Genomic DNA, 25,986 nt, shown 5'->3' with positions numbered 1-25,986 from the left:
CGCGAGACACGGAGAACACGAGACACGGACGACCGAGAAGGGTGGTACGACATGGCACGCGTACGGTACGGCGCGCGCACCGGGGCCGAGATCGCGGCGGCCCGCGCGGCCCGCTCCCGGCTCCCCGACATCTGGTCCACCGGCGTGGTGGCCCTCTGGGAGAGCGACCCCGACGCGGTGGCGGCCGTCCTCCCGCCGCCGCTGGAACCCGCCGGACGCCCGCTCGTCCGGGCGAACATCAGCACGGTCGAACTGCCCGGCTACCCGCTCGGCGCGGGCTCGGTCGCCGTCGCCGCCGTCCACGACGGTCACGAGGGCTGGTATCCGCTCGTCATGCCGATGACCCATGAACGGGCGCTGATCGGCGGCCGTGAGGTGTTCGGCGAACCGAAGAAGCTCGGCGAGGTGACCGTCGAACGCGACGGCCTCGTCGTCCGCGCCGCGCTCGCCCGGCACGGCATCGCGTTCGTCGAGGTGCGCGGCGCGGTGAGCGGACCGCTCCCTCTACCCGAACCGGCCGGCAAGCTCGACTTCTACTTCAAGTACCTGCCCGCCGTGGACGGCGAGGGCTTCGACTCCGACCCCGTCCTGGTCCACTGCACCCGCCACGAGAAGGTCCGCAGGCTGGAACGGATCTCGGGCGACGTGGTGCTGCGCGAGTCGGTGTACGACCCGGTCGCCGACCTCCCCGTACGCCGGCTGGTCGAGCTCACCATCGGCGAGAAGACCAGCGACCAGCAGGGCAGGGCCGTGGCCCGGGTGAGCGCCGAGGCGCTGCTGCCGTACATCCACCAGCGCTACGACGACCCGCAGCAGATCCACGACGGACCGCCGGAAGGGAGCGTCCGATGAGGCTGGAGGAGGGCCAGGTCGCCGTCGTCACCGGCGCCGCGAGCGGCATCGGCCTCGCGATGGCACGCAGGTTCGCCGCCGAGGGGCTGAAGGTGGTCCTCGCCGACGTGGAGGAGGGCGCGCTCGGCGAGGCGGCGGGCGAACTGCGCCGGGACGGTGCGCGGGTACTGGCCAGGGTCGTCGACGTCGGCGAACGCGAATCCGTGCAGGCGCTGGCCGAGGCCGCGTACGACACCTTCGGTGCCGTGCACGTGCTGTGCAACAACGCCGGGGTCGGCTCCGGGGCCGAGGGCCGGATGTGGGAGCACGAGCCGAACGACTGGAAGTGGGCGTTCGCCGTCAACGTCTGGGGTGTCTTCCACGGCATCCAGGCGTTCGTGCCCCGCATGATCGCGGGCGGCGCCCCCGGACACGTCGTCAACACCTCGTCCGGGGACGGCGGGATCGCCCCGCTGCCGACCGCCTCCGTGTACGCGGTCACCAAGTCCGCCGTCGTCACGATGACCGAGTCGCTGTACGCGCACCTGAGGGCGGAGGGCGTCGAGGTCGGCGCCTCGGTGCTCTTCCCCGGCCCGCACATGCTCCGCACCGGACTGTGGGAGTCGCACCGCAACCGGCCGGAGCGGTACGCCAAGGAACGCCCGCGCAGGACCCCGTACCGCAGCCTCGGCCAGTGGGAGTCCGCCATGCGGGAGGCGGGCCACGAGGTGGAGTTCACCCCGGTGGAGGACGTCGCGGCGACCGTCGTGGACGGGATCCGCGCCGGCCGCTTCTGGATGCTGCCGGACAGCGAGCACAGCGACCGGCAGATCCGCGCCAGGTCGCAGTCGATGCTGGACCGGGCCAACCCGTCGTACCTGGAGAACTTCATTCTCGACTGAGGAGCGAGCGATGTCCGACGACGACCCGTACCTGATCATCTCCTCCGACTGCCACGCCGGGCTGCCCACCGAGGAGTACCGGCCCTATCTCGACCCCCGCTTCCACCGGGAATTCGACGACTTCCTCGCCGGCCGCGACCGCCGCCGCGAGGAGATGACCCGCCTCGGCGTACGCAACGAGGCCTTCGCCGACAAGTGGTTCCACGACAACGAGGAGGGTCTGAAGGGCGGTTGGGACGCCGCCCGGCGCCTGAAGGAACTGGACGGCGACGGGGTGGCCGCCGAGGTGGTCTTCCCCGACGCGGACGCCGTCGACAGCCGGACCGCCGCCCCGTTCGGCGTCGGCCTCGGCCTCTCCGGCGACCAGGACCCGGAGCTGGGCATGGCGGGCGCGCAGGCCCACAACCGCTGGCTCGCCGACTTCGTCGCGCAGAACCCCGAACGCCACTGCGGAGTCGCCCTGCTGCCCGTCACCGGCGAGGTCGACCGGGTCGTCGCGGAGATCCACCGGGCGAAGGACTCCGGCCTCGGCGCGCTGATGATCCCCTCCATGTGGGTGGACAAGGCGCCCTACCACGACCGGCGTTACGACCCCGTCTGGGCGGCCGCCGCCGAGACGGGCATGCCCGTCGTCACCCACTCCGGCGCGGCCCCGCGCCACGAGTACGGCGACCACCTAGGGATCTACGTCTCCGAGGTCACCTGGTGGCCGTCCCGCCCGCTCTGGTTCCTGCTGTGGTCGGGCGCCTTCGAACGCCACCCCGGGCTGCGGTTCGGCGTCGCCGAGTCCGGCTGCTGGTGGCTGCCGAACCTCCTCTGGTTCATGGACCGGCTCTACCTCGGCGCCCACGGCGGCAAGAAGCTCTCCCCGTTCGCCGAACTGAAGCGGCCCCCGCACGAGTACCTGGACCGCCAGGTCTTCATCTGCGCCACGAACACCAAGCGCCGCGAACTCGCCCAGCGGTACGAGATCGGCGTCGACAACATCCTGTGGGGCAGCGACTTCCCGCACCCCGAAGGCACCTGGCCGAACACCGCCCAGTGGCTGCGCGACACCTTCCACGACATCCCCGTCGCCGAGACCCGCCGCATGCTCGGCCTCGCCGCCGCCGAGGTGTTCGGCTTCGACACGGCGAAGCTCGCCCCGATCGCCGAACGCATCGGCCCCACCCCCGCCGACCTGGGCCAGAGCCCCGACCAGACAGCGGTGGAGACGTCCTGGGCACGCTCGCGCGAGACCGGCCGACACTGGCTGACCGGCCATGACTTCCCGGTCCTGGGAGCCGGCTGATGCCCCGCGAGCGCTACACCGTCATCTCCGCCGACTGCCACGCAGGCGCCGACCTCCTGGACTACCGGCCCTACCTGGAGTCGAAGCACCACGACGACTTCGACGCGTGGGCGGCCGCGTACGTCAATCCGTACGAGGACCTCCTCGCCGACACCGCCGACCGCAACTGGAATTCGGAGCGCCGCCTCGCCGAACTGGAGGCCGACGGCATCGTCGCGGAGGTCGTCTTCCCCAACACCATCCCGCCCTTCTTCCCCTCCGCCTCCCTGATGGCCCCCGCACCCTCCCGGCAGGAGTACGAACAGCGCTGGGCCGGACTGCGCGCCCACAACCGCTGGCTCGCCGACTTCTGCGCGCGGGCGCCGGGCCGGCGGGCGGGCGTCGCGCAGATCCTCCTCAACGATCCGGCCGAGGCGGTCCGCGAGATCCGCCGCACCAAGGAGGCGGGACTCACCGGCGGCATCCTGCTGCCCGGCGCCCCGCCCGGCTCGGGCGTCCCGGAGCTGTACTCGCAGACGTACGACCCGCTGTGGGCCGTATGCGAGGAGCTGGACGTACCGGTGAACCACCACGGCGGCTCGGCCTCCCCGCCGCTCGGCGACGAACCGGCGGCCCGCGCCGTCTTCATGGTGGAGACGACCTGGTTCTCCCACCGGGCGCTGTGGCACCTGATCTTCGGCGGGGCCTTCCGCCGCCACCCCGGACTGAAACTGGTCCTCACCGAGCAGGGCTCCGGCTGGATCCCGGGCGTGGTGGAGATGCTGGACTACTACCACGGCCGCCTGGTCGCGGCGACGGCCAGGGCGACCACCGCCGAATCCAGGTTCGGCGCGGGCCTGGCCGCCTCGATGGGCGCGAGCCCCGGCGAGGTCTGGCGCGACAACTGCTACGTCGGTGCCAGCTTCATGCGCCCCCACGAGGTGCCGCTGCGCGACCGGATCGGCCTCGACAAGATCATGTGGGGCAGCGACTACCCGCACGACGAGGGCACCGCCCCGTACACGAGGGAAGCCCTGCGGATCGCGTACGCGGGAGTGCCGCCCGAGGAGGTCGCGGCGATGACCGGCGGCAACGCGGCCCGCGTCTACGGCTTCGACCTGGCCGCGCTCGACCGCGTCGCGGCGGAGGCCGGCCCGACGGTCGAGGAGATCGCCGAGCCGCTGAAGGAGGTCCCGGCCGGCGCGACCAGCCCCGCCTTCGCTCCGGGCGGGTCGGTGCGCGTCTGGTGACCGGGCAGGGTGAGACCATCCCCGGGTGACGGATATCCGGGCGCACGACGAACCGCACGGCAATGGGCTCGGCACGCGGCTGAACTGGCTGCGTGCCGCGGTCCTCGGCGCCAACGACGGGGTGGTCTCCACCGCCGGACTGGTCGTCGGCGTGGCCGGCGCCACGGCCGACCGGGGCACCCTGCTCACCGCCGGCCTGGCGGGACTGCTGGCCGGGTCCATGTCGATGGCGGCGGGCGAGTACGTCTCCGTCTCCACCCAGCGCGATTCGGAGATGGCCGCGCTGGCGACGGAGAAGCAGGAGCTCAAGGAGGCACCCGAGGCGGAACTGGTCGAGCTGACCGGCCTGTTGGAGGGCAAGGGCCTGAGCCGTGAGGTCGCCCGCGAGGCCGCCGTCCAGCTCACCGAACGCGATGCGCTGCGCGCCCACGCGGTGGTGGAGCTGGGCATCGACCCGGACGAGCTGACGAACCCGTGGCACGCGGCGGGCGCGAGCTTCCTGGCGTTCACGGTCGGCGCGCTGCTGCCGCTGCTGGCGATCGTGCTGCCCCCGGCGTCGCTGCGGCTCCTGGTGACGGTGCTGTCGGTACTGGCCGCGCTGGCCCTCACCGGCTGGTGGAGCGCCCGGCTGGGCGAGGCGGCGGCGGGGCCGGCGGTGCTGCGGAACATGGCCGGGGGAGCGCTGGCGATGGCGGTGACCTATGGGGTGGGGGAGTTGCTGGGGGCGGCGGGGGTCTGAGGGCGCTATGCGAGCCGTACGATCCGTTCGGGCGGGAAGAGGTCGGTGCCGGTGGCCGGCGTCTCGCTGCCGAGGGCGATCGTGAGTCCGTCGAGACCGGCGAGGGGGGTCAGGTCGTACGGGGCATCATCGGGTTCGGCGTACAGATTGAGCGCTGTCAGCATGGGCAGCTCCCGCAGTGGCTCCAGTCCGTACGGCAGGTGGCAACGGGTGAGTACCAGCGTGCGCAGAGCGGTCAGGCCGGCAAGTTCGGACAGGTCCAGGCGGTCCAGCCGTGCGAGGTCGAGCCGATCGAGGCGACGGAAGAACGGGATCTGGGACACGTACCGAAGCTGTGACGAGCTCTCGATGCGGAGATCTTCCAGTTCGGTCCACTGTTCGATCCCCTCCAGGCTCAGTTCGCCCACCTCCCTGGTCAGGAAGAGAGACCTGAGTCGGCTGCTCAACCGCAGCTCTCCGATGCTGTCGACAGCGAAGCGGTGCCCCAGGCTCAGATCGAGGATCTCCGTGAGCGGCTCCAGCTGTTCCGCCGGCACGTCGGGATGCAGCCGGTGCAGGGAGAGCCAGGTCAGCGGAAGATCCGACAGCGGGCTCAGATCACGGACCTCGGGGCACATGCTGAGACCCACTTCCGTGAGTGAGCGCATCGAGGCCATCGGGGCGATGTCGGTGAGAGCCTTGTTGTCGAAGACGAAGAGTCTTTCCAGCCCGCGTCGGGAGGTCAGCGGGGAGAGGTCCGGGTGGTCGCCCTGCAATCGGATCCCCCGGGCTTCGGGCACGTACCGCAGGGCCACCATCTGGTCGGCATCCGCCGCAGACACGCTGGCCTCGCCCCAGGATCCCGCCGCGAGCACCTCGCGGGCATAGTCATCGGTGTTGAACGAGCCCCAAGCGTGGGACAACTGGAATGCCACCCATCCCCGCTCGTCGTCCCGGTAGCCCTTGACCACTTCGTACGCCGCTTCACCGCCCACCAAGGCAGCCGTCATCACCACGTAGCCCGCCGCGTACACGCCCTCCACCTCCCCCGGCCCCGGCAGCAGTTCGAGGACCAGCTCGCCGACCTCGGCCAGCGCCTCCGCCTCCGCCCGGGTGCGCGGCGGCAGCAGCTCGGCAGTCTGCCGCTGGACTTCGGCGCGTACCGTGGGGTCCAGCTCCGGCGCGTGCTCCAGGCTCGCCGCCGCCAGCAGCACCAGCCGGTTCCGATGCCTACGGGTCTGGCCCGCGCGCTTCAGCAACTGGCGCAGCAGTCGGGCGCGTTCGTCGGCGCGGGCGTGCCCCACCGCCATCTGCACCACGTCGTGCCACTGGTCGTCGTGCGCGTGTTTGACCAGGACGCCGAAGTCGCGGGCCTCCACCGCGGCCTTGGCCCCCAGGTAGTCCTGGAACGTCCGGTGCACGAACCCCACCGCCCCAGGCGCCGGTTCGCGCAGCAGGCCGCTCCTGATGAGGAGGTGGGAGAAGACCTCCTCGGGGGTCCCACGCACCTGAGGCATCGCCGTGAGCCACTCGGCCACCATGGCCAGCGCCTCTTCGCGGTCCGCCTCCGCCTGGCCGTTGCGGATCAGCCAGTACGCCAGCCGTTGCAGCAGCGCCGTCTGTTCCTCCCGCGTCAGGTCGACGCCCTCGACCCCGACGATCTCGCGCTCCGTGTCGCGCCGCACGAGCAGCATGTCCAGCGCGGCGTCGTACAGCTCCTTGCGGGCCCGGGGCAGCTGCATCCGCCGGTCCCGGTTCAGTGCGCACAGCAGGGCGCACATCAGCGGGTTCGTCGCGAGCCGTCCCAGGTCGCGGCGGGTTCCCACGGCGCGCCGCAGCGAGGCCTCGTACCCGTCGAGCTGCTCGCGCTGCTCGGCGGAGAGGCACTCGGACCGGGCGGCGGTGTGCCAGTGGCCGATGAACGAACGGATGTCCTTCTGGTTCATCGGCAGCAGCGAGTGCGCCTCGAAACCGGAGCCGGACAGCCAGCCCTCCGGAACCGCGGACGGCCTGGTCGTCACCACGTACCGGGACTCCGGGTACGCCGTGATCAGGTCCCTCAGCCACTTCTCGGTACGCCGGCGCAGCCGCGCAGGGACCTCGTCGACTCCGTCCACCAGCACCAGGCCCCGCCCCGACGCCAGCAGGCCGTCCACCCAGCCGGCCGGTGCCGCCCCGTGCAGGGGGACACCGGCCGCGCGCAGGAACTCCTCGGGCGTGGGCAGAGTTTCGTGCGTGGTGAAGGCGCGCAGCCGCAGGACGAACGGCACACAGCGGTTCCAGTCCATCAGGTCGGTTTCGAACGTACGGCGGGCGGCGTTCACCGCGAGCCACTGCGCCAGCGTGCTCTTGCCGGAACCGGCCGGGCCCCGCAGCAGCAGCCGGTCCGTCCCGGACAGCGCCTGCTCGATGGAGACCGCCACCGTGGCGGAGTGCTCCAGCCAGTCCTGCCGGGCACCGTTTCCGCTCACCGACAGGCTGATGTAGGCCGTCTCCAGCGGCCACTCGGCCGCCGACCGCCCGAGCGTCAGCCCGAACAGGCCCATCCGGCAGTGCGTCGCGGCCATGAACTCCGCGTACCGCCGCTCGAAGTCCAGGGCGGCCGCGCCAGGGCGCGGGCCGACCCGTTCCCGTACGTCCTCCACCAGCTCCCGCGTCCGCTCCGCCGCACGGGTCTGCTCCACCGCCGCGCGCGCCACGAAGGACGGCTGAGCGGTCAGCTGCTCCACGACATGCGCGCAGCACCGGCCGAGCAGCTCCCCGTACAGCCCGGCCGCACGCTCCGACAGCCCCGCGGCGGGCGGCGGCAGCTCGGCGGCCAGCCGCCCCGGATCCAGCTCCACGGCGAACAGCCGGTCCGCCGTCAGCTCGCCCGCCGCTACGAAGGTGTCCCGTACTGCGTCCACGGCGGCCAGTCGCTCGTACTCCGGCAGCCCGGCGTACGACTGGGCCAGCCGGCCGGCGAGCACCTTCGCCAGCCGGTCCGGCTTCGCCGGTCGGGGAAGAGGGCGTACCGGATCAGGGACGAGGCCCGCGCCGGGCTTCGGCGTGACCAGCGACCTGGTCACCGTGCCGATCACCGTCGTCGCCAGTCGGACCAGCGCAACTTCCAGCCCCTGCACGGCAGTTCCTTCCCCCGGGAAAGCTCGGTGCAGGGATCGTACGACGCGGCTGTTGGCAGAAGTCACCAAAGACTGCTGACACCGTGTCTCGCATACTTGTTGGTAACAACGTCTAGTCCCCGGCCGACCTGCGGCTCTACGGTGCTCGCATGCCGCCGAACCTGCCCGATGTAGTGCTCTGGTCCATACCGGCCTTCGTCCTGCTCACTGTTCTGGAGATGGCCCTCCACCACTTCCACCCGGACGAGGACGCCGCCGGATACGAGACGAAGGACGCCGTCACCAGCATCACCATGGGGCTGGGCAGCCTGGTCTTCGACCTGCTGTGGAAAGTGCCCATCGTCGCGATCTACACCGCGGTCTACGAACTGACCCCGCTCCGCGTCCCCGTGCTGTGGTGGACCGTCCTGCTGATGCTGCTCGCACAGGACTTCTTCTACTACTGGTCCCACCGCGGCCACCACGTCATCCGGATCCTCTGGGCCTGCCACGTGGTCCACCACTCCAGCCGGAAGTTCAACCTCTCCACCGCGCTGCGCCAGCCCTGGACCTCGCTGACCGTCTGGCCGTTCTACCTGCCGATGATCGCGTGCGGGGTCCATCCGGCGGCGCTCGCCTTCTGCTCGTCGGCCAACCTCGTCTACCAGTTCTGGGTGCACACGGAACGCGTCGACAAGCTCCCCAGGCCCTTCGAGTACGTACTGAACACGCCCTCCCACCACCGGGTGCACCACGCGTCGCAGGGCGGATACCTGGACCGGAACTTCGGCGGCATCCTGATCGTGTGGGACCGGCTCTTCGGGTCGTTCACCGCCGAGACCGAGCGGCCGGTGTTCGGGCTCACCAAGAACATCGACACCTTCAACCCGCTCCGCGTCGCCACCCACGAGTACGCCGCCATCGCCCGCGACGTGCGGAAGGCGGACAGCTGGGGCGAGCGGGCCGGGCGGATCTTCCGCGGGCCCGGCTGGCAGCCGGGCGGAACGGCCGCCCGTACGGCCGCCTTGGCCAAGGAGCGCACCGGATGAGCGCGGACGCCGTACCGGACCGGCGGGAGCGCCTCGTACGACCGCTGTTCATCGCCTTCCTGGTGGCCTCGGCCGTCGACCTCGCCGGGCTGCTCGCCGGCGTCCCGGCCGCCCACCTGGTCGCCAAGCCGCTGTTGATGCCGCTGCTGGCGGGGTACGCGGCCGCCCGGCGCGGACCCCGGCTGCTCATCGCGGCGCTGCTGTTCGGCTGGGGTGGTGACACGTTCCTGCTGGCCGACGCCGATGCCGCCTTCCTCGTCGGGATGGGCTCCTTCGCCGTCGGGCACGTCTGCTACCTGTGGCTCTTCGGACGGGCCCGCGGCTCGCTGCCCGCCGGGGTCGCGTACGCCGTCGTCCTGACCGCCTTCGTCGCGCTGCTCTGGCCCGGGCTGCCCGCCGACATGCGGATCCCGATGACCGGCTACAGCCTGCTGCTCACGGCGATGGCGTTCCGGGCCGGCACGCTCGGCCGGTACGCGGCCGCCGGCGGGGCGCTCTTCCTGCTCTCCGACGCGCTGATCGCCACCGGCGTCGCGGACTGGCCGCAGCTGCCGGCACCCAACTTCTGGGTCATGCTCACCTACATCGCGGCGCAGTTCCTGCTGACCGCCGGAGCCCTCGCACCAGGGCCGAAATGGGGCGGTGCCGCTCCCGGGGCGTACCGTGAACGGAGTACCAGCAGCTGAGAACGGCAAGGACCCCCACGCATGCGCGCCACCGTCATCCACGCCCCCCACGACATACGCGTGCAGGAGGTGCCCGACCCCGCGATCCAGCAGCCCACCGATGTGGTGCTGCGGGTCCTGCGGGCCTGCATCTGCGGCAGCGACCTGTGGGCGTACCGGGGCGAATCGGCCCGGCAGCCGGGCCAGCGCATCGGGCACGAGTTTCTCGGGATCGTGGAGGAGGCGGGTTCCGAGGTGGCCGGCTTCGCCGTCGGTGATCTCGTGGTCGCCCCGTTCGTCTGGTCCGACGGCACCTGCGCCTACTGCGCCGAGGGGCTGACGACCTCCTGCCCGCAGGGCGGGTTCTGGGGCTCGGCCGGATCCGACGGCGGACAGGGCGAGGCCGTGCGCGTCCCGTTCGCCGACGGCACGCTGATCAAGCTCCCCGCCGCCGCGGCCGCCGACGACCACCTGCTCACCGCGCTCCTCGCCCTGTCCGACGTGCTCGGCACCGGACACCACGCCGCTGTCGGCGCGGGCGTGAAGCCCGGCTCCACGGTCGCGGTCGTCGGCGACGGAGCGGTCGGACTCTGCGGCGTCATGGCCGCCAAGCGGCTCGGCGCCGAGCGGATCATCGCGCTCGGCCGCCACCGGGCGCGCACCGACATCGCCCGCGACTTCGGCGCCACGGACGTCGTCGCCGACCGCGGCGAGGCGGCCGTCGAAGCCGTACGGGAACTGCTCGGCGGCGAGGGCGCGCACGCCGTGATCGAGGCCGTCGGCACCGAACAGTCGATGCGCACCGCCGTCGGGATCACCCGCGACGGCGGCTCCATCGGCTACGTCGGTGTGCCGCACGGCAGCGGCACCGGCCTGGACCTCGGCGTCATGTTCGACCGGAACATCGCCCTGCGCGGCGGCGTGGCCCCCGTGCGCACGTACATCCCGGAGCTGCTCCCCGACGTCCTGGCCGGCACGATCGACCCGTCGCCCGTCTTCGACCTGACCGTCGGCCTCGACGACGTCCCGGTCGGCTACAAGGCGATGGACGAGCGCACGGCGCTGAAGGTGCTCATCAAGCCGTGAGCCGGACGGCCGCGTCCGCCCCCAGCGGGCCGGGCGGGCACGACCAGGCGGCGGGAGGGGCCGGCCGAAGACTTCGGACCGGTCCTCCCGCCGCGCCGCGTTCCGACTACCAGCGGACCGCGTTCAGCGCGTTCACCACACCGGCGCCGTAGAAGCCGTTGCGGTTCTTGCCGCCCTCGCAGACGGCGTCGATCGTGCCGTCACCGTCGATGTCGTACGGGGCTCCGCACGCGGTGGCGTCGGCCTCGGCGCTCAGCAGCGCCTTCACCGCGGCCGCCGAGGCGTGCGGGTGCGTCGACTTGATCAGGGCCGCGACACCCGCGACATGCGGGGAGGCCATCGACGTACCGGCCTTGTAGCCGTACTCGCCGTTCGGCAGCGTGGACAGGATCAGACCGCTCGTGGCCGGCGGGGCGGGCGTCTGGTACGCCGTCGAGTCGCCGCCCGGGGCCGCCACGTCGATGACGCCGTTCCCGTAGTTCGAGTAGGAGGCCTTCAGGCCCTTGGCACCGGTCGCGGAGACCGTCACGACGCCCGGCAGCTGCACCGGGATGTCGAGGCACTCGCGAGGATTGATGGTCCGGGTGACGGTCGTGCTGTCGTTCGGGCTCCCCGTGTCCTCGATGGCGTCGGAGGCGAGGTCGAAGCTGCTGTTGCCGGACGAGGCGATGTTGACCGTGCCCCTGCGCTCCGCGTACCGGGTGGCACGGGCGACCGCGTCGACCAGGGCGCCCTGGTCCGGGTCGTTCTTGCAGTTGAACATCCACGGGTCGGTGAAGTAGCTGTTGTTGGTGACATCGACACCGTGCTCGGCGGCCCAGACGAAGCCGCAGACGATCGACTCGGTGTAGAAGAAGCCGTCCGGGTTGGCCACCTTGATTCCGGCGACCTTGACGCCCGGAGCGACCCCCGTGACCCCGATGCCGTTCTTCGCGGCGGCGATGGTCCCCGCGACGTGGGTGCCGTGGTTGCTCTCACCGGGCTTCGAACGCCAGGCGCCGTCCGTGGTGTCCGGCGCCCCGGAGACGCAGTTCGCCGATGCCCGGCGGTCGAAGTTCGGTGCCAGGTCCGGATGGGTGTCGTCGACGCCCGTGTCGATGACCGCGACCGTGACCTTGCTGCTGCCCAGCGTCCGCTTGTGCGCCTGGTCCGCCTTGATGGCGGGCAGGTCCCACTGCAGGGGCTCCATCGGGTCCTGGTCACCGGTCGCCCGCGCCGACGCGGCCTTCGCCTGCGCGGCGGTGAGCGGCTGCTCGACCCCGGTGTCCGTGGTGGCCTGCGGAACGATGGGGCTGGTGCGGGTGGCCCCCGCCGAGTCGACGCCGCGGACCCGGCGGATCGACTGCGCGAAGTCCGGGTTCTGCGAGTGGACGACGATGACGCCGATCTGCTCGTACGCGATCACCACCGTGCCGCCGGCCGCGGCTATCGCCTTCTTCACCTGCTTGACGGTCCCGTGACCGCCCCGCGTGTTGACCACGTACGAGAGCTTCGGGCCGTCCGTCGACACCGCAGCCGTGGGCTGCGCGTCCATGGGTTCGGCAGAGGCGGCCGCCGTCGGCAGGAAGCCGAGCGAAGCCGTGAGTGCCAATCCGACGGGCAGCGACAGCGCGCGCGTCCGTCTGGATCCCAGATGAGCCATGGGGTCTCCACATCATCCGTGCCGGTCGACCGGACACCGGGCGTGTCCAGTCGCGTACATGACGAGTGAAGTTATCGCTGATCAGCCCCGCTCTTCAATGAGTTCGCGGGGCCGGGTTCGGCCGGACGGGCGGGAAACGGCGCGTGGGAGAAGTACGGCCGCGCCGTGAACCGCTTCGCCGTGCCCTCCGTGCCGTTGTCGGGGGAGGTGCACCGACACCCCCCGACACCCCGCGTTCCCAGTGAGATCCACCGTCCCCGACACCACCGCACCCGCGTCGCGAGGAGATTCCGTGGCTACCGATGCACCCCCGCCCGAGGCCCGTACGGACACCCGCCCTGCCCAGCCCACCACCGAGGACTTCGTCGAGATGCAGGAGAGCGGGGAGTTCGGTGAACTGCGCCGTTCGTACCGCTCGTTCGCCTTTCCGCTGACCATCGCGTTCGTCCTCTGGTACCTGCTCTACGTGCTGCTGTCCAACTACGCGGGCGGCTTCATGGGCACCAAGGTGTACAGCAACATCAACGTGGCCTTCGTGTTCGGCCTCGCCCAGTTCGTCACCACCTTCCTCATCGCCTGGTTCTACTCCCGGCACGCCGCCGCGAAGCTCGACCCGAAGGCCGAGGCCATCAAGTCCCGCATGGAGGCCGACGCATGAGCGCCGCGTACCACTCGCACACCGTCGTCCAGCTGGCCGCCGGCTCCTCGACCACCGAGCACCGGCCGCTGATCATCACGCTCTTCGCCGTGTTCGTCGCCGCGACCCTGGGCATCACCGTCTGGGCCGGCCGGCAGACCAGGAGCGCGTCCGACTTCTACGCGGGCGGCCGCCAGTTCACCGCCTTCCAGAACGGACTCGCGGTCTCCGGCGACTACATGTCCGCCGCGTCCTTCCTCGGCATCGCCGGGGCCATCGCCCTCTTCGGCTACGACGGCTTCCTCTACTCCATCGGCTTCCTCGTCGCCTGGCTCGTCGCCCTGCTGCTGGTCGCCGAACCGCTGCGCAACTCGGGCCGCTACACCATGGGTGACGTCCTCGCCTACCGGATGCGCCAGCGCCCGGTCCGTACCGCCTCCGGCGTCTCCACCATCATCGTCTCGATCTTCTACCTGCTGGCCCAGATGGCGGGCGCGGGCGTCCTGGTCTCCCTGCTGCTCGGCATCACCAGTGACGCGGGCAAGATCCTCATCGTCGCCCTCGTCGGCGTACTGATGATCGTGTACGTCACCATCGGCGGCATGAAGGGCACCACCTGGGTGCAGATGGTCAAGGCCGTGCTGCTCATCGCCGGTGCCCTGCTGATGACCTTCCTGGTGCTGCTGAAGTTCGACTTCAACATCTCCGACCTGCTGGGCACGGCCGCCGAGAAGAGCGGCCACGGAGCGGCGTTCCTGGAGCCCGGCCTCAAGTACGGTGCCACCGGCACCTCGAAGCTGGACTTCCTCTCGCTCGGCATCGCCCTGGTCCTCGGTACCGCCGGTCTGCCGCACATCCTGATCCGCTTCTACACGGTCCCGACCGCCAAGGCCGCCCGCAAGTCGGTCAACTGGGCCATCGGCATCATCGGCGCCTTCTACCTGATGACGATCGCCCTGGGCTTCGGCGCCGCGGCCCTTATCGGCCCCGACGAGATCAAGGCGAAGAACCCGGCCGGCAACGCGGCCGCCCCGCAGCTCGCCGAATACCTCGGCGGGGTCGGCACCACCGGCGGCGCCGTGCTCCTCGCCGTGATCTCGGCCGTCGCCTTCGCCACCATCCTCGCCGTCGTCGCGGGACTCACCCTCGCCTCCTCGTCCTCCTTCGCGCACGACATCTACGCCAACGTCATCCGCAGGGGAAAGGCCACCGAGAAGGAGGAGATGCGGGCGGCCCGCTGGGCCACCGTCCTCATCGGCGCGGTCGCGATCGTCCTGGGCGCCTTCGCCCGCGACATGAACGTCGCCGGACTGGTGGCACTGGCGTTCGCCGTCGCCGCCTCCGCCAACCTGCCGACCATCCTCTTCAGCCTCTTCTGGAAGCGGTTCACCACCCAGGGCGCCCTCTGGTCGATCTACGGCGGGCTGGCGAGCTCGGTGATCCTGGTGCTGTTCTCGCCGGTCGTCTCCGGCAACCCGAAGACATCGATGTTCAAGGGCGTCGACTTCGCCTGGTTCCCGCTGGAGAACCCCGGCCTGATCTCGATCCCGCTGGGCTTCCTGCTCGGCTGGATCGGCTCCCTCCTCTCGAAGGAGGAGCCGGACAAGGGCAAGTACGCCGAGCTGGAGGTCAAGTCCCTCACCGGCGTCGGAGCACACTGAGCGAGCGGCGCCCGGGCGCCCTCCCGCACCGCGGCCGTGTCGTAGGACCCTACGACACGGCCGCGCCGCACCTCGTGCCAAACGGGCCCCGCCGATGTCACCGCTCTCGCGTAGTCTCGAAGGAGTCAGCCGGAAGGGCCGGACGAAGAGCGCAATCGGCACCGGGAAGCAATCGGGGGAGGGGGCCCACATGCTCATCGACACGTACGACCGGGTAGCCACCGACCTGCGCGTCTCGCTGACCGACCGGTGCAATCTGCGGTGCACCTACTGCATGCCGGAAGAGGGCCTGCAATGGCTGGCCAAGCCCGATCTGCTCACCGACGACGAGATCGTCCGGCTGATCGGCGTCGCCGTCACCCGGCTCGGCATCACGGAGGTCCGCTTCACCGGCGGCGAACCGCTGCTGCGCCCCGGGCTCGTCTCCATCGTCGAGCGGTGCGCCGCCCTCGCCCCGCGCCCACGGATGTCGCTCACCACCAACGGCATCGGCCTGGGGCGCACCGCCGCCGCCCTCAAGGCCGCCGGGCTCGACCGGGTCAACGTCTCGCTGGACACCCTGCGCCCCGACGTCTTCAAGACCCTCACCCGGCGCGACCGCCATCACGACGTGCTGGCCGGCCTCGAAGCCGCCCGCGAAGCCGGGCTCACCCCCGTCAAGGTCAACACCGTCCTGATGCCGGGGCTCAACGACGACGAGGCCCCCGAGCTGCTCGCCTGGGCCGTCGAGCACGGGTACGAGCTCCGCTTCATCGAGCAGATGCCGCTCGACGCCCAGCACGGCTGGAAGCGCGACGGCATGATCACGGCAGGCGACATACTGCGCTCGCTGCGCACCCGCTTCACCCTCACCGAGGAGGGCGCCGGGGAGCGCGGCTCCGCCCCCGCCGAGCGCTGGCTCGTCGACGGCGGCCCCCACCGGGTCGGCGTCATCGCCTCCGTCACCCGCCCGTTCTGCCGGGCCTGCGACCGCACCAGGCTCACCGCCGACGGCCAGGTGCGCACCTGCCTCTTCGCCCGCGAGGAGACCGACCTGCGCGGCGCCCTGCGTTCGGGCGCGCCGGACGAGGAGATCGCCCGGATCTGGACGCTCGCGATGTGGGGGAAGAAGGCCGGATCCGGCCTGGACGACCCGTCCTTCCTGCAACCGGACCGGCCGATGTCGGCGATCGGCGGCTAAGGGCTGTCCCGTCGTACGCCCGGAGAGCGTCGCGATCCAGGCAGGACTTCACGGCCACGGCTCAGGGCCTGCGACATGGCTCAGGGCCTGCGATATATTTCTCCGTGCCGGATCAGCGGGTGTCAGCTTTCATCCGATGCTGAGCGGCACGAAGGGCCCGGCCCGGGATGCACCCCGAGCCAGACCCTCCGGCGCAGTTCACAAGCCCGGTCGCCCAACTGCCGACCGGGCTTCTGCGTATGCAGCTCCGGTCGCGACCGTCTCGTGTGTGGGGACCGCTACTGCATGAACTGCCCCACAGCGGCAATGATCGCCACGAACAGACCTGCCATCGCCAGACAGACCTGCCACCTCTCGGCATCGGTCCACCTTCGCCGGCGAGGCTTCACATCGCTTTGATCACTCACAGCTCCTCCTCGTTCGTCCAGCAGCCCCGCTGACGGCCTGTCCGTCAGCGGGCCTGCCCCGAGGAACGATGCGGAGCGCGCACGAAGTCTGTCACGAGCAACGGGGAGGGGTGCACCGTAACCCCATGATTGATCTGAGCTTTTCTTGAGCTCGGGGACCGGGGCCGGGGCCTCTCGTTTAGACCATGCCGGGCCGACCCTAGGGCGCGTCCGGTCCCGGTCCGCGGGACTCCCACTCCGTCAGGGTCACGACTTCCTTGAGGAAACTCCTGACGTCCAGGAACGAGGAGAGGTGCTCCCGGTGCTCCTCACAGGCCAGCCAGGTCTTGCGGCGCTCCGGGGTGTGCAGCTTCGGGTTGTTCCAGGCGAGCACCCACACGGCGTCGGCCCGGCAGCCCTTGGCGGAACAGATCGGTGCGGCGGCGGTGTTCCCGGCCGCGGTTTCAGGGGAGTTCACGGACTCAACCCTAGGTCAGCGCGGATACGGGCTCTCGGCCCGGCCGGGCTCACCGGACGGCCCGGGCACTTCCCGGGCGGAGAAAAAACGACGCCGAGCAGCCACGGGGGGAGCTGCCCGGCGTCGGTCCGTCGCTCCGACGGGGGATGCGGAGCGCCTACGAAGTATGTCACGCAGACCGGGGTCCAGTGCACCGTAACTTCATGATTGATCTGAGGTTTTCTTGAGCCTACCGTGCAGTGCGCACCCAACCGGGCTCAGGCCGATTCCCCGCCGCGCCGCACCCCGTCGCCCTCCGGACCCGGGTCCGCGGCACCGGCCACCGGCGCCGCGTCGAGCACCGGCCGCATCGGCGCCGGGACGAAGGTGGAGGGCAGCGAAGGGGCGTTCTCCCGGCCCGCGTTGGCGATGACCACCGCCACGTACGGAAGCAGCACCCCGAGCGCGAGCGCCACGATCGCGACGTACCGCTCCACGTTCCACAGCACCGCGGCCAGGATCACCGCGACCGTCCGTACGGACATCGAGATCACATAGCGCCGCTGTCTGCCGCGCACATCGTCCGCGAGCCCCTGCCGGGCCCCCGTGATCCGGAAGACCTCACCGCCGCTCTGCTTCCGCATCACGTCTCCATCACCCTTCCCCCAGCACCTCGCGGGCCGGGGGACACATCGTTCCCGTGCCGGACGCTCCCCGGACCGGACCGCGAACCACGGTACGCCCGGCGGCCCGGGGCTTCGAGACCGGGGCGCACTCTGTTCGTACATATCGGTATCCGCGTCCCACGTACGGCCCCTCCGGCATGCGGGGCACGGCCCCCGGGCCGAGACTGGGCGCACATGCGCGACATCGCGTCGCACGAGGAGGCGACATGGGCTGGTTGTGGGCAATCATCGTGGGCCTGGTGCTCGGTCTGATCGCGAAGGCGATCCTGCCCGGCAAACAGAACATCCCACTCTGGCTGACGATCATTTTCGGCATCATCGGCAGCGTCCTCGGCAATGCCGTCGCCACCTGGATCGGAGTCAACGACACCAAGGGCATCGACTGGATCCGCCATCTGCTCCAGCTGATCGGCGCGGTGGTGGTCGTCGGTGTCGGCGACATGCTGTGGGCCTCGATCCGCGGCACCAAACAGAGGACCTGAACCACCGGGAGACCCGAAAGACCGGGACACCTGAAACACCGGGCACACAGAGAACCGCGGCCGGACACGCGTCACGCGTGTCCGGCCGCGGTGTCGACGCGGTCCGGGATCAGCCGGTGACCTCGACGGCGGCCAGGTTCTTCTTGCCCCGGCGCAGCACCAGCCAGCGCCCGTGCAGCAGTTCCTCGCGGGCCGGCGCGCTCTCACCGTCCGTGACCTTGACGTTGTTCACGTACGCACCGCCCTCCTTCACCGTGCGGCGGGCGCCCGACTTGCTCGGCGCCAGCCCGACCTCCACCAGGAGGTCCACCAGCGGGCCCAGCTCGGTGACCCGCGCGTGCGGCACCTCGGACAGAGCGGCGCTCAGCGTCGCCTCGTCCAGCTCGCCGAGCTCACCCTGACCGAAGAGCGCCTTCGACGCGGCGATGACCGCGGCGCACTGATCCGCACCGTGCACCAGCGTCGTCAGCTCCTCGGCCAGCGCGCGCTGCGCCGTCCGGGCCTGCGGACGCTCCTCGGTGACCTTCTCCAGCTCCTCCAGCTCCGCGGGGCTGAGGAAGCTGAGGACGCGCATGTACCGCGAGATGTCCCGGTCGTCCACGTTCAGCCAGAACTGGTAGAACGCGTACGGCGTCGTCATCGTCGGGTCCAGCCAGACGGCCCCGCTCTCCGACTTGCCGAACTTGGTCCCGTCCGCCTTCGTCATCAGCGGCGTCGCCAGCGCGTGCACCTCGGCACCCGGCTCCAGACGGTGGATCAGGTCGAGACCCGCGGTGAGGTTGCCCCACTGGTCACTGCCGCCCTGCTGGAGGGTGCAGCCGTAGCGCCGGTACAGCTCCAGGAAGTCCATGCTCTGGAGCAGCTGGTAGCTGAACTCCGTGTAGCTGATGCCCTCGTCGGACTCCAGCCGCCGGGCGATGGACTCCTTGGTCAGCATCTTGTTGACCCGGAAGTGCTTGCCGATGTCCCGGAGGAACTCGATCGCGGACATGCCCGAGGTCCAGTCCAGGTTGTTCACCATGACCGCCGCGTTCTCGCCCTCGAAGGACAGGAACGGCTCGATCTGGGACCGCAGCCGCGTCACCCAGCCGGCGATCGTCTCCGGATCGTTCAGCGTGCGCTCCGCGGTCGGCCGCGGGTCCCCGATCTGACCGGTGGCCCCGCCCACCAGGGCGAGCGGCCGCAGACCGGCCTGCTGGAGCCGGCGCATGGTGAGCACCTGCACCAGATGGCCGACGTGCAGACTGGCCGCGGTGGGGTCGTAGCCGCAATAGAAGGTGACGGGACCGTCCGCGAGAGCCTTGCGCAGTGCGTCCTCGTCAGTGGACTGGGCGAACAGCCCGCGCCACTTCAGCTCGTCGACGATGTCCGTCACGGTTCCGGTGCTCCTCGTGGTGAATGGGGAAAGGTGAATGGGGAAAGAAGTTTCCCGCCCAGTCTAGGCGGGTCAGACGCCCGGGCTCACCGAGCTCATGTTGAAGTCGGGGACGCGCAGCGCGGGCATCGCGGCCCGGGTGAACCAGTCGCTCCACTCGCGCGGCAGCGTCTTCTCCGTACGGCCCGCCTCCGTGGCCCGCGACAGCAGGTCCACCGGCGACTCGTTGAACCGGAAGTTGTTCACCTCGCCGACGACCTCGCCGCCCTCGACGAGATACACCCCGTCGCGGGTCAGCCCGGTCAGCAGCAGCGTCGCCGGGTCGACCTCCCGGATGTACCACATGCAGGTCAGCAGCAGCCCGCGCCCGGTCGTCGCGGCCACCATCTCGTCCAGGGACCGCTCACCGCCGGCCTCCAGCACCAAGTTGTCGACGGCCGGTGCGACCGGCTGCCCGGTCAGCCCCGCCGTGTGCCGGGTGGTCGTCAGATGCTCCAGCCGGCCGTCCCGGATCCAGTCGGTCCGGGCCAGCGGCAGTCCGTTGTCGAAGACCGAGGAGCTGTCCCCGGACGCGTGGGCGATCACGAACGGCGCGGCCTCCAGGCCGGACGCGTACGGATCGCTGCTCAGCGTCAGCGGCAGTGCGGAGAGCGACTCCCCGAGCCTGGTGCCGCCGCCCGGCGCGGAGAACACCGTCCGGCCCTCCGCGGCGTCCCGCGCGGCCGACGACCACAACTGGTAGATCAGCAGGTCGGCGACGGAGGAAGGCGGCAGCAGCGTCTCGTACCGCCCGGCGGGCAGCGCGATGCGGCGCTCGGCCCAGCGCAGCCGCTGCGCCAGTTCGGCGTCCAGCCCGGCCGGGTCGACGTCCTTGAAGTCGCGCGTCGAGCGGCCCGCCCAGGACGAACGGGTGCGGTCGGGGGACTTCGCGTTGAGCTCCAGCTTCCCGGTCGGCTGGTCGTGGCGCAGCCGCAGTCCCGTCGACGTACCGAGGTACGTCGAGGTCAGCTCGTGGTGGGCGAAGCCGTACAGCTCACGGCCGCCGGAGCGCGCGCGGGCGAAGGCGTCGCCGAGCGCCGGGGCGAACTCCGCGAAGACGTCCGAGTCCGTCTCGGCCGGTGCGTCCGTGAAGTCCGGCGACGCGGGCACCCCGGTGACCAGGGGCTGCGCGTCCTCCGCCGGACCGGCCCCCCGCGCGGCGGCCTCGGCGGCCCGCACCAGCGGCTCCAGGTCGTCGGCGGTGACCGCGGACCGGGACACCACACCGGACGCGGTGCCCCGCGCACCGTCGACGGTCGCGATGACGGTCAGGGTCCGCCCCCGCGTCACCCCGTTCGTCGTGAGCGCGTTGCCGGCCCAGCGCAGGTTCGCGGACGACTCCTCGTCGGCGATGACCACACAGCCGTCGGCGGTGGACAGTTCGAGCGCCCGCTCGACGATCTCGTGCGGCTTGCTGTCGCGGCTCATCGTCCGGCCTCCTGCGTCGTATTGAGATCACACACACTATCCAGCGGTCCGGCCCCGCCACCCGGTTGCCGACCGGGTCAGCGGCCCAGCGCCCGACGCAGGGTGAGCCCGTGCCGGGTCCTGAGGCGCCGCAGTTCCCAGAGGCTCACCGCGGTGACCGACAGCGGACCGCCGAAGACCGCCGCGCCCCGCACCAGTGCGGGAACGCCGTCGAAGGTGTCCGAGAACAGGTCCGCGACCGCGAGCTCCCGGACCAGCACGATCGCGATGATCCTCCCGCCGGCTGTGGTCCGCCGCCGTACGGTCCCCATGGATCAGGTCCAGCACTCATCGACGTCCCCCCGAACGGTCACCACGGAAATTTTCGTCCCCGACGATACGCCGTGACAGGCCGCCGGAACCCGGTGTTTCCGAGGTCGCGGCGGGCGGCTGCGGGGGAGCGGCCGTGCGGGGCCCGCGAGCCCCGGCGCGACCCGGTCGGCAACTCCCGGCCCCGGCGGCCGCGTCGTCAGTCGCGCCCCGACTCGTTCGTCGTGTTCAGGATGTTCACGCCCCGGAACAGTGCCGTGGGGCACCCGTGGGAGACGGCGGCGACCTGTCCCGGCTGGGCCTTGCCGCAGTTGAAGGCCCCTCCCAGTACATAGGTGGAGGGTCCGCCCACGGCCTCCATGGAGCCCCAGAACTCGGGCGTGACCCCTTGGTACGCGAAGTCGCGGACCTGCTCAGCGAGACGGCCGTTCCGGATCCTGTATGCCCTCTGACCGGTGAACTGGAAGTTGTAGCGCTGCATGTCGATCGACCAGGACCGGTCGCCGACCACGTAGATCCCGCGCTCCACCCCGCCGATCAGGTCCTCCGTGGACAGCCCGCCCGGATCCGGCCGCAGCGACACGTTGGCCATCCGCTGGACGGGGACATGGCCGGGCGAGTCCGCGTACGCGCAGCCGTTGGAACGGCCCAGCCCGGTCAGCTTCGCCATCCGCCGGTCCAGCTGGTACCCGACCAGCGTCCCGTCCTTGACCAGGTCCCAGGACTGCGCCTCGACGCCCTCGTCGTCGTACCCGATGGTCGCGAGCCCGTGCTCGGCCGTGCGGTCACCGGTCACGTTCATCACGGGGGAGCCGTACGTCAGCTTCCCCAACTGGTCGAAGGTGGCGAACGAGGTCCCGGCGTACGCCGCCTCGTAGCCCAGCGCCCGGTCCAGCTCGGTGGCGTGCCCGATCGACTCGTGGATGGTCAGCCAGAGGTTGGACGGGTCGACGACCAGGTCGTACGTGCCCGCCTCGACGCTCGGCGCCCGCATCTTCTCGGCCAGCAGCACGGGGATCCGGGCCAGTTCGTCGTCCCAGTCCCAGCCGGTCCCGGTCAGGTACTCCCAGCCGCGGCCCACCGGCGGGGCGGTCGTGCGCATCGAGTCGAACTCACCGGTCGTCCCGTCCACGGCCACCGCGGTGAGCTGCGGATGCAGTCGCACCCGCTGCTGGGTGGTGACGGTGCCCGCCGTGTCCGCGTAGAACTTGTTCTCGTGGACGGTCATCAGCGAGGCGTCCACATGCGCGACGCCCTCGGCGCCCAGCAGCCGGCCGCTCCACTCGGCGAGCAGTCCGGTCTTCTCCTCGTCCGGTACGCCGAACGGGTCGATCTCGTACGCCGAGACCCAGGTCCGCTCGCCGTGCACCGGCTCGTCCGCCAGCTCGACCCGCCCGCCCGTCTCCGGCCACCGCCCGGAGGAAGCGCTTCGCGCGCCCCCCTCGTCCGGACCGGCCGCCGCGGTCACCTTCGCCGACAGCTTCGCCATGGCGACGGCCTGCGAGGCCACCTTCGCCGCGGCGTCCATCGTCAGGTCCACGCCGGACGCGAACCCCCACGCCCCGCCGTGCACCACCCGTACCGCGTAGCCCAGATCGGTGGTGTCCGAGGACCCGGAGGGCCGGGCGTCGCGCAGCCGCCAGGACGCGCTGCGCACCCGCTCCAGACGGAAATCCGCGTGCGCGGCACCCAGCGCACGCGCGCGGGCGAGCGCCGCGTCGGCGAGGGCCCGCAGCGGCAGGGCCAGGAATGACTGATCTACCTCGTGGGGCACAGGAAATTCCCTTCTCGATGCACCACGGAAGTGAATCACGCCGGACGGTGCCCCCACCGGGGATCCCGGAGGCCGTCCGCCGCCGGCCTGGACACGGCGCGGCCCGGCCGGCGTCCCTCTGTAGGAACCCCACAGTGCCCGGGGGAAGGCGCTGTCAGGGGCCGATTCCTCGTGGAGCACCGGGTACCGATAGGTTTTCGATGTACCAGACCGCTAGGGAAAGGGTGATCCGTTGAGCCGCTCGGTTCTCGTCACCGGAGGAAACCGGGGCATCGGCCTCGCCATCGCCCGCGCTTTCGCCGACAACGGCGACAAGGTCGCGATCACCTACCGCTCCGGCGAGCCGCCCCGGGAACTCACCGAGGCGGGCTGCCTGGCGGTCCGTTGCGACATCACGGACGCCGAACAGGTGGAGCAGGCCTACAAGGAGATCGAGGAGAAGCACGGTCCCGTCGAGGTGCTGGTCGCCAACGCCGGTATCACCAAGGACCAGTTGCTGATGCGGATGTCCGAGGACGACTTCACGTCCGTGCTCGACACCAACCTCACCGGCACCTTCCGGGTCGTCAAGCGCGCCAACCGCGGCATGCTGCGCGCCAAGAAGGGCCGCGTCGTCCTCATCTCCTCCGTCGTCGGCCTGCTCGGCTCGGCCGGGCAGGCGAACTACGCCGCGTCCAAGGCGGGTCTGGTCGGCTTCGCCCGGTCGCTGGCCCGTGAACTCGGTTCGCGGAACATCACTTTCAACGTCGTCGCGCCCGGTTTTGTCGACACCGACATGACACAGGTGCTCACCGAGGAGCAGCGCAAGGGCATCGTGTCCCAGGTGCCGCTCGGCCGCTACGCGCAGCCCGGGGAGATCGCTGCCGCGGTGCGCTTCCTCGCCTCCGACGACGCGTCGTACATCACTGGAGCCGTCATCCCCGTTGACGGCGGATTGGGCATGGGTCACTGATCACCATGAGCGGAATTCTCGACGGCAAGCGCATCCTCATCACGGGTGTGCTGATGGAGTCCTCCATCGCTTTCCACGCCGCCAAGGTGGCCCAGGAGCAGGGTGCCGAAGTCATCCTGACCGCCTTCCCCCGCCCCACGCTGACGGAGCGCATCGCCAGGAAGCTGCCGAAGCCGGCCAAGGTCATCGAGCTGGACGTGACCAACACCGAGCACCTGGACCGGCTGGAGGGCCTGGTCCGGGACGAGCTCGGTTCGCTCGACGGCGTCGTCCACTCCATCGGCTTCGCGCCGCAGGACGCGCTCGGCGGCAACTTCCTCAACACCCCGTTCGAGTCCGTCGCCACCGCGATGCACGTCTCGGCGTTCTCGCTGAAGTCGCTCGCCATGGCCTGCAAGCCGCTGATGAACGACGGCGGTTCGATCGTCGGCCTCACCTTCGACGCGCAGTTCGCCTGGCCGCAGTACGACTGGATGGGCCCGGCCAAGGCCGCGCTGGAGGCCACCTCCCGCTACCTCGCCCGTGACCTGGGCAAGGACGACATCCGCTGCAACCTGGTCTCGGCCGGACCGCTCAAGTCCATGGCCGCGAAGTCCATCCCCGGCTTCACCGAGCTCGCGGACGTGTGGAACACCCGCTCCCCGCTCTCCTGGGACATGACGGACCCGGAGCCGGCCGGCCGCGGCATCGTCGCGCTGCTCTCGGACTTCTTCCCGAAGACCACGGGCGAGATCATCCACGTCGACGGTGGCGTGCACATGATGGGTGCCTGACCCCGCGGGACAGGCACGGACCGGGCCGCGTACCACCTCCGAGCAGGCGGTGCGCGGCTCCGGCGTATCCGGGCCCGGCTCCGGCCCGCTCAAGTCGAAAATACGGTCGATCCACCGCAGAATGTGGTGAACCCGACTTCGGGTCAGGCAGCGGGGAGGAGGTCGCCGTGCGCGCCACACGTCGCCGGACCTGCGCCCTGCTGGCGGCCTCCATAGCCGTCGCCGGACTCGCCGCCCCGGTGGGGATATCCGTGGCGGGGCGGATGGGAGCCGGGGCGTCCGCCCCCGCCGCTCCTCCCGACCCCGCCGGAGCCGAATGCCGTACGTCGGTCCGGGGCTCCCGGGTCGTCACGTACTGCCACAACCCGTACCCCTCCACCGACCGCGTACAGCTGCACACCGAGTGCCGGCGCTGGTGGGACATAGACGCCGACGCCGCCCCGGTCGAGGTGGCCCCCGGCCGGACCGTACGGATCGACGACCGCTGCTGGAAGGAAGTCGGCGCCGTCTGGGTCACGCACCAGGTGCGTGACCCTTCGACGGCCTGAGACCTCGCGGCGGCCCGGCACGGGGGCACGCGAGTCCGGCGTGATCCGGACGGGAGGCCCTAGACCCGGTCCACCAGACAGCTCAGCGCATGGCTCGCGGCCTCGGCCGCCGCCGCCTCCCCGTCCCCCGCCCGGATCGCCTCGACCAGCCTGCCGTGGTCCATGTGGTTCTCCGGCCGCAGCTCATGACCGATGTCGCCGCGGAGATAGTCGCGCAGCAGATCGCCCAGGTCGGCGTAGAGACCGGTCAGTACGTCGTTGTGCGAGGCGGCGACCACGGCCAGGTGCAGCGTCGCGTCCGCCGCGACGAACGCCTCGGCGTCACCCTCGGCCCAGGTCTCCTCCCGGCGCGCCATCAGCGCGTCCAGCTGCTTCAGATCCCGCTCGGTGCGCCGGGCGGCCGCCAGCCTCGCCGCCGAGGACTCCAGGGTGGAGCGCAGCTCGGCGATATGGCGCGGATCGGCGGAGGCGAAACGGCGGTGCATCACCCCGGCCAGTTCGCTGGTGGCCACGACATAGGTGCCCGAACCCTGCCGGATGTCGAGCAGACCGTTGTGCGCGAGGGCGCGCACGGCCTCGCGCACGGTGTTGCGGGCCACCCCCAGCTGCTCCACCAGCTCGGGCTCGGTGGGAATGCGCGAACCCACGGGCCACTCGCCCGAGGTGATCTGGTTCCTCAACTGGGCGATCACCTGGTCGGCGAGGGCCGAACGCCGCGGAGACGTCAGCGTCATGGTGCTCCTTGGTCGGGTTGCTTGGGTGACGGACGGGGCTGCGGGGACGGC

General features: G+C 71.0%; 24 protein-coding genes. 15 read left to right on the top strand and 9 right to left on the bottom strand.

Annotated elements, in window-relative coordinates:
* The first annotated feature begins 51 nt into the window (after window positions 1-51).
* Genes ACGF8B_RS12995 through ACGF8B_RS12975 form a run of 5 tightly spaced genes read left to right on the top strand, consistent with a single transcriptional unit; the run spans window position 52 to window position 4,992 of the window.
* The gene (locus tag ACGF8B_RS12995; RefSeq protein WP_392737512.1) at window positions 52-852 is read left to right on the top strand and encodes an acetoacetate decarboxylase family protein; all 801 of its coding nucleotides are present in this window, start codon (window positions 52-54) and stop codon (window positions 850-852) included.
* Window positions 849-1,733 carry an SDR family NAD(P)-dependent oxidoreductase gene (locus tag ACGF8B_RS12990; protein ID WP_392737510.1) on the top strand — a complete coding sequence of 295 codons (885 nt, stop codon included), beginning with the start codon at window positions 849-851 and terminating at the stop codon, window positions 1,731-1,733. Before ACGF8B_RS12995 ends, ACGF8B_RS12990 begins: the two co-directional genes overlap by 4 nt.
* 10 nt (window positions 1,734-1,743) lie before the next feature.
* Entirely contained in the window at window positions 1,744-3,024 is a 1,281-nt protein-coding gene (locus ACGF8B_RS12985) for an amidohydrolase family protein (RefSeq protein ID WP_392737508.1), read from the top strand.
* Window positions 3,024-4,253 (top strand): amidohydrolase family protein, encoded by a 1,230-nt coding sequence (locus tag ACGF8B_RS12980; RefSeq protein ID WP_392737507.1) that lies wholly within the window; start codon window positions 3,024-3,026, stop codon window positions 4,251-4,253. Before ACGF8B_RS12985 ends, ACGF8B_RS12980 begins: the two co-directional genes overlap by 1 nt.
* Window positions 4,254-4,278: 25 nt before the next feature.
* The gene (locus ACGF8B_RS12975; protein WP_392737505.1) at window positions 4,279-4,992 is read left to right on the top strand and encodes a VIT family protein; all 714 of its coding nucleotides are present in this window, start codon (window positions 4,279-4,281) and stop codon (window positions 4,990-4,992) included.
* Window positions 4,993-4,997: 5 nt separating this feature from the next.
* Here ACGF8B_RS12975 and ACGF8B_RS12970 read toward each other — a convergent pair whose 3' ends face one another.
* On the bottom strand, window positions 4,998-8,093 hold the full coding sequence (locus ACGF8B_RS12970) for an NACHT domain-containing protein (RefSeq protein ID WP_392737503.1): 3,096 nt from the start codon (window positions 8,091-8,093) through the stop codon (window positions 4,998-5,000).
* A 149-nt stretch (window positions 8,094-8,242) separates the two neighbouring features.
* On the opposite strand from ACGF8B_RS12970, the gene ACGF8B_RS12965 reads away from it, so the two are divergent.
* From ACGF8B_RS12965 to ACGF8B_RS12955, 3 genes are read left to right on the top strand one after another with little or no spacing between them, the layout of a single operon-like run.
* Window positions 8,243-9,121: a sterol desaturase family protein gene (locus ACGF8B_RS12965; RefSeq protein ID WP_392737501.1), complete on the top strand. Its 879-nt coding sequence runs from the start codon at window positions 8,243-8,245 to the stop codon at window positions 9,119-9,121.
* Entirely contained in the window at window positions 9,118-9,807 is a 690-nt protein-coding gene (locus ACGF8B_RS12960; protein WP_392737499.1) for a lysoplasmalogenase, read from the top strand. Before ACGF8B_RS12965 ends, ACGF8B_RS12960 begins: the two co-directional genes overlap by 4 nt.
* A 21-nt stretch (window positions 9,808-9,828) precedes the next feature.
* Window positions 9,829-10,872, top strand: a complete 1,044-nt coding sequence (locus tag ACGF8B_RS12955; RefSeq protein WP_392737497.1) for a zinc-dependent alcohol dehydrogenase family protein — start codon at window positions 9,829-9,831, stop codon at window positions 10,870-10,872.
* A 106-nt stretch (window positions 10,873-10,978) separates the two neighbouring features.
* Here ACGF8B_RS12955 and ACGF8B_RS12950 read toward each other — a convergent pair whose 3' ends face one another.
* Entirely contained in the window at window positions 10,979-12,514 is a 1,536-nt protein-coding gene (locus ACGF8B_RS12950; protein ID WP_392737495.1) for a S8 family serine peptidase, read from the bottom strand.
* Window positions 12,515-12,806: 292 nt separating this feature from the next.
* Between ACGF8B_RS12950 and ACGF8B_RS12945 the strand changes: the two genes are divergently transcribed.
* The 3 genes from ACGF8B_RS12945 to moaA all read left to right on the top strand — a co-directional run bounded on the left by ACGF8B_RS12945 (window position 12,807) and on the right by moaA (window position 15,992).
* Entirely contained in the window at window positions 12,807-13,172 is a 366-nt protein-coding gene (locus ACGF8B_RS12945) for a DUF485 domain-containing protein (protein ID WP_392737493.1), read from the top strand.
* Complete coding sequence (locus ACGF8B_RS12940) at window positions 13,169-14,812, top strand: cation acetate symporter (RefSeq protein ID WP_392737492.1); 1,644 nt, start codon at window positions 13,169-13,171, stop codon at window positions 14,810-14,812. The genes ACGF8B_RS12945 and ACGF8B_RS12940 overlap by 4 nt, the downstream gene beginning before the upstream one ends.
* Before the next feature lie 190 nt (window positions 14,813-15,002).
* Entirely contained in the window at window positions 15,003-15,992 is a 990-nt protein-coding gene (moaA, locus tag ACGF8B_RS12935) for a GTP 3',8-cyclase MoaA (RefSeq protein WP_392737490.1), read from the top strand.
* Window positions 15,993-16,598: 606 nt separating this feature from the next.
* On the opposite strand, the gene ACGF8B_RS12930 is transcribed toward moaA, so the two are convergent.
* Entirely contained in the window at window positions 16,599-16,856 is a 258-nt protein-coding gene (locus tag ACGF8B_RS12930; RefSeq protein ID WP_350980455.1) for a hypothetical protein, read from the bottom strand.
* A 257-nt stretch (window positions 16,857-17,113) separates the two neighbouring features.
* Window positions 17,114-17,479, bottom strand: coding sequence for a DUF3099 domain-containing protein (locus tag ACGF8B_RS12925; RefSeq protein ID WP_392737488.1), 366 nt, complete (start codon window positions 17,477-17,479; stop codon window positions 17,114-17,116).
* A gap of 248 nt (window positions 17,480-17,727) precedes the next feature.
* Between ACGF8B_RS12925 and ACGF8B_RS12920 the strand changes: the two genes are divergently transcribed.
* Complete coding sequence (locus ACGF8B_RS12920; RefSeq protein ID WP_392737486.1) at window positions 17,728-18,003, top strand: GlsB/YeaQ/YmgE family stress response membrane protein; 276 nt, start codon at window positions 17,728-17,730, stop codon at window positions 18,001-18,003.
* A 109-nt stretch (window positions 18,004-18,112) separates the two neighbouring features.
* On the opposite strand, the gene tyrS is transcribed toward ACGF8B_RS12920, so the two are convergent.
* The 4 genes from tyrS to ACGF8B_RS12900 all read right to left on the bottom strand — a co-directional run bounded on the left by tyrS (window position 18,113) and on the right by ACGF8B_RS12900 (window position 22,928).
* The gene (gene tyrS / locus ACGF8B_RS12915) at window positions 18,113-19,378 is read right to left on the bottom strand and encodes a tyrosine--tRNA ligase (protein ID WP_342280638.1); all 1,266 of its coding nucleotides are present in this window, start codon (window positions 19,376-19,378) and stop codon (window positions 18,113-18,115) included.
* A 72-nt stretch (window positions 19,379-19,450) separates the two neighbouring features.
* A complete protein-coding gene (locus ACGF8B_RS12910) occupies window positions 19,451-20,845 on the bottom strand; it encodes a metallopeptidase TldD-related protein (protein ID WP_392737484.1) in 1,395 nt (464 codons plus the stop codon).
* A gap of 77 nt (window positions 20,846-20,922) precedes the next feature.
* Complete coding sequence (locus tag ACGF8B_RS12905) at window positions 20,923-21,156, bottom strand: hypothetical protein (RefSeq protein ID WP_392737482.1); 234 nt, start codon at window positions 21,154-21,156, stop codon at window positions 20,923-20,925.
* A 197-nt stretch (window positions 21,157-21,353) separates the two neighbouring features.
* Entirely contained in the window at window positions 21,354-22,928 is a 1,575-nt protein-coding gene (locus tag ACGF8B_RS12900; RefSeq protein ID WP_392737480.1) for a TldD/PmbA family protein, read from the bottom strand.
* Window positions 22,929-23,160: 232 nt separating this feature from the next.
* Here ACGF8B_RS12900 and fabG point away from each other — a divergent pair, with 232 nt between their 5' ends.
* The 3 genes from fabG to ACGF8B_RS12885 all read left to right on the top strand — a co-directional run bounded on the left by fabG (window position 23,161) and on the right by ACGF8B_RS12885 (window position 25,201).
* Entirely contained in the window at window positions 23,161-23,880 is a 720-nt protein-coding gene (fabG, locus tag ACGF8B_RS12895; protein WP_392737478.1) for a 3-oxoacyl-[acyl-carrier-protein] reductase, read from the top strand.
* A gap of 5 nt (window positions 23,881-23,885) precedes the next feature.
* On the top strand, window positions 23,886-24,653 hold the full coding sequence (gene fabI / locus ACGF8B_RS12890; protein ID WP_342280633.1) for an enoyl-ACP reductase FabI: 768 nt from the start codon (window positions 23,886-23,888) through the stop codon (window positions 24,651-24,653).
* Between the two features lie 167 nt (window positions 24,654-24,820).
* Window positions 24,821-25,201: a hypothetical protein gene (locus tag ACGF8B_RS12885; protein ID WP_392737476.1), complete on the top strand. Its 381-nt coding sequence runs from the start codon at window positions 24,821-24,823 to the stop codon at window positions 25,199-25,201.
* A gap of 59 nt (window positions 25,202-25,260) precedes the next feature.
* On the opposite strand, the gene ACGF8B_RS12880 is transcribed toward ACGF8B_RS12885, so the two are convergent.
* Window positions 25,261-25,935 (bottom strand): FadR/GntR family transcriptional regulator, encoded by a 675-nt coding sequence (locus tag ACGF8B_RS12880; RefSeq protein WP_392737474.1) that lies wholly within the window; start codon window positions 25,933-25,935, stop codon window positions 25,261-25,263.
* Between the last annotated feature and the right edge of the window lie 51 nt (window positions 25,936-25,986).

The sequence above is a fragment of the Streptomyces sp. NPDC047917 genome, assembly GCF_043204345.1.
Classification (GTDB): domain Bacteria; phylum Actinomycetota; class Actinomycetes; order Streptomycetales; family Streptomycetaceae; genus Streptomyces; species Streptomyces sanglieri.
Note: the sequence above shows the minus strand (reverse complement) of the source record. Positions and strands in the feature narration are given on the sequence as shown.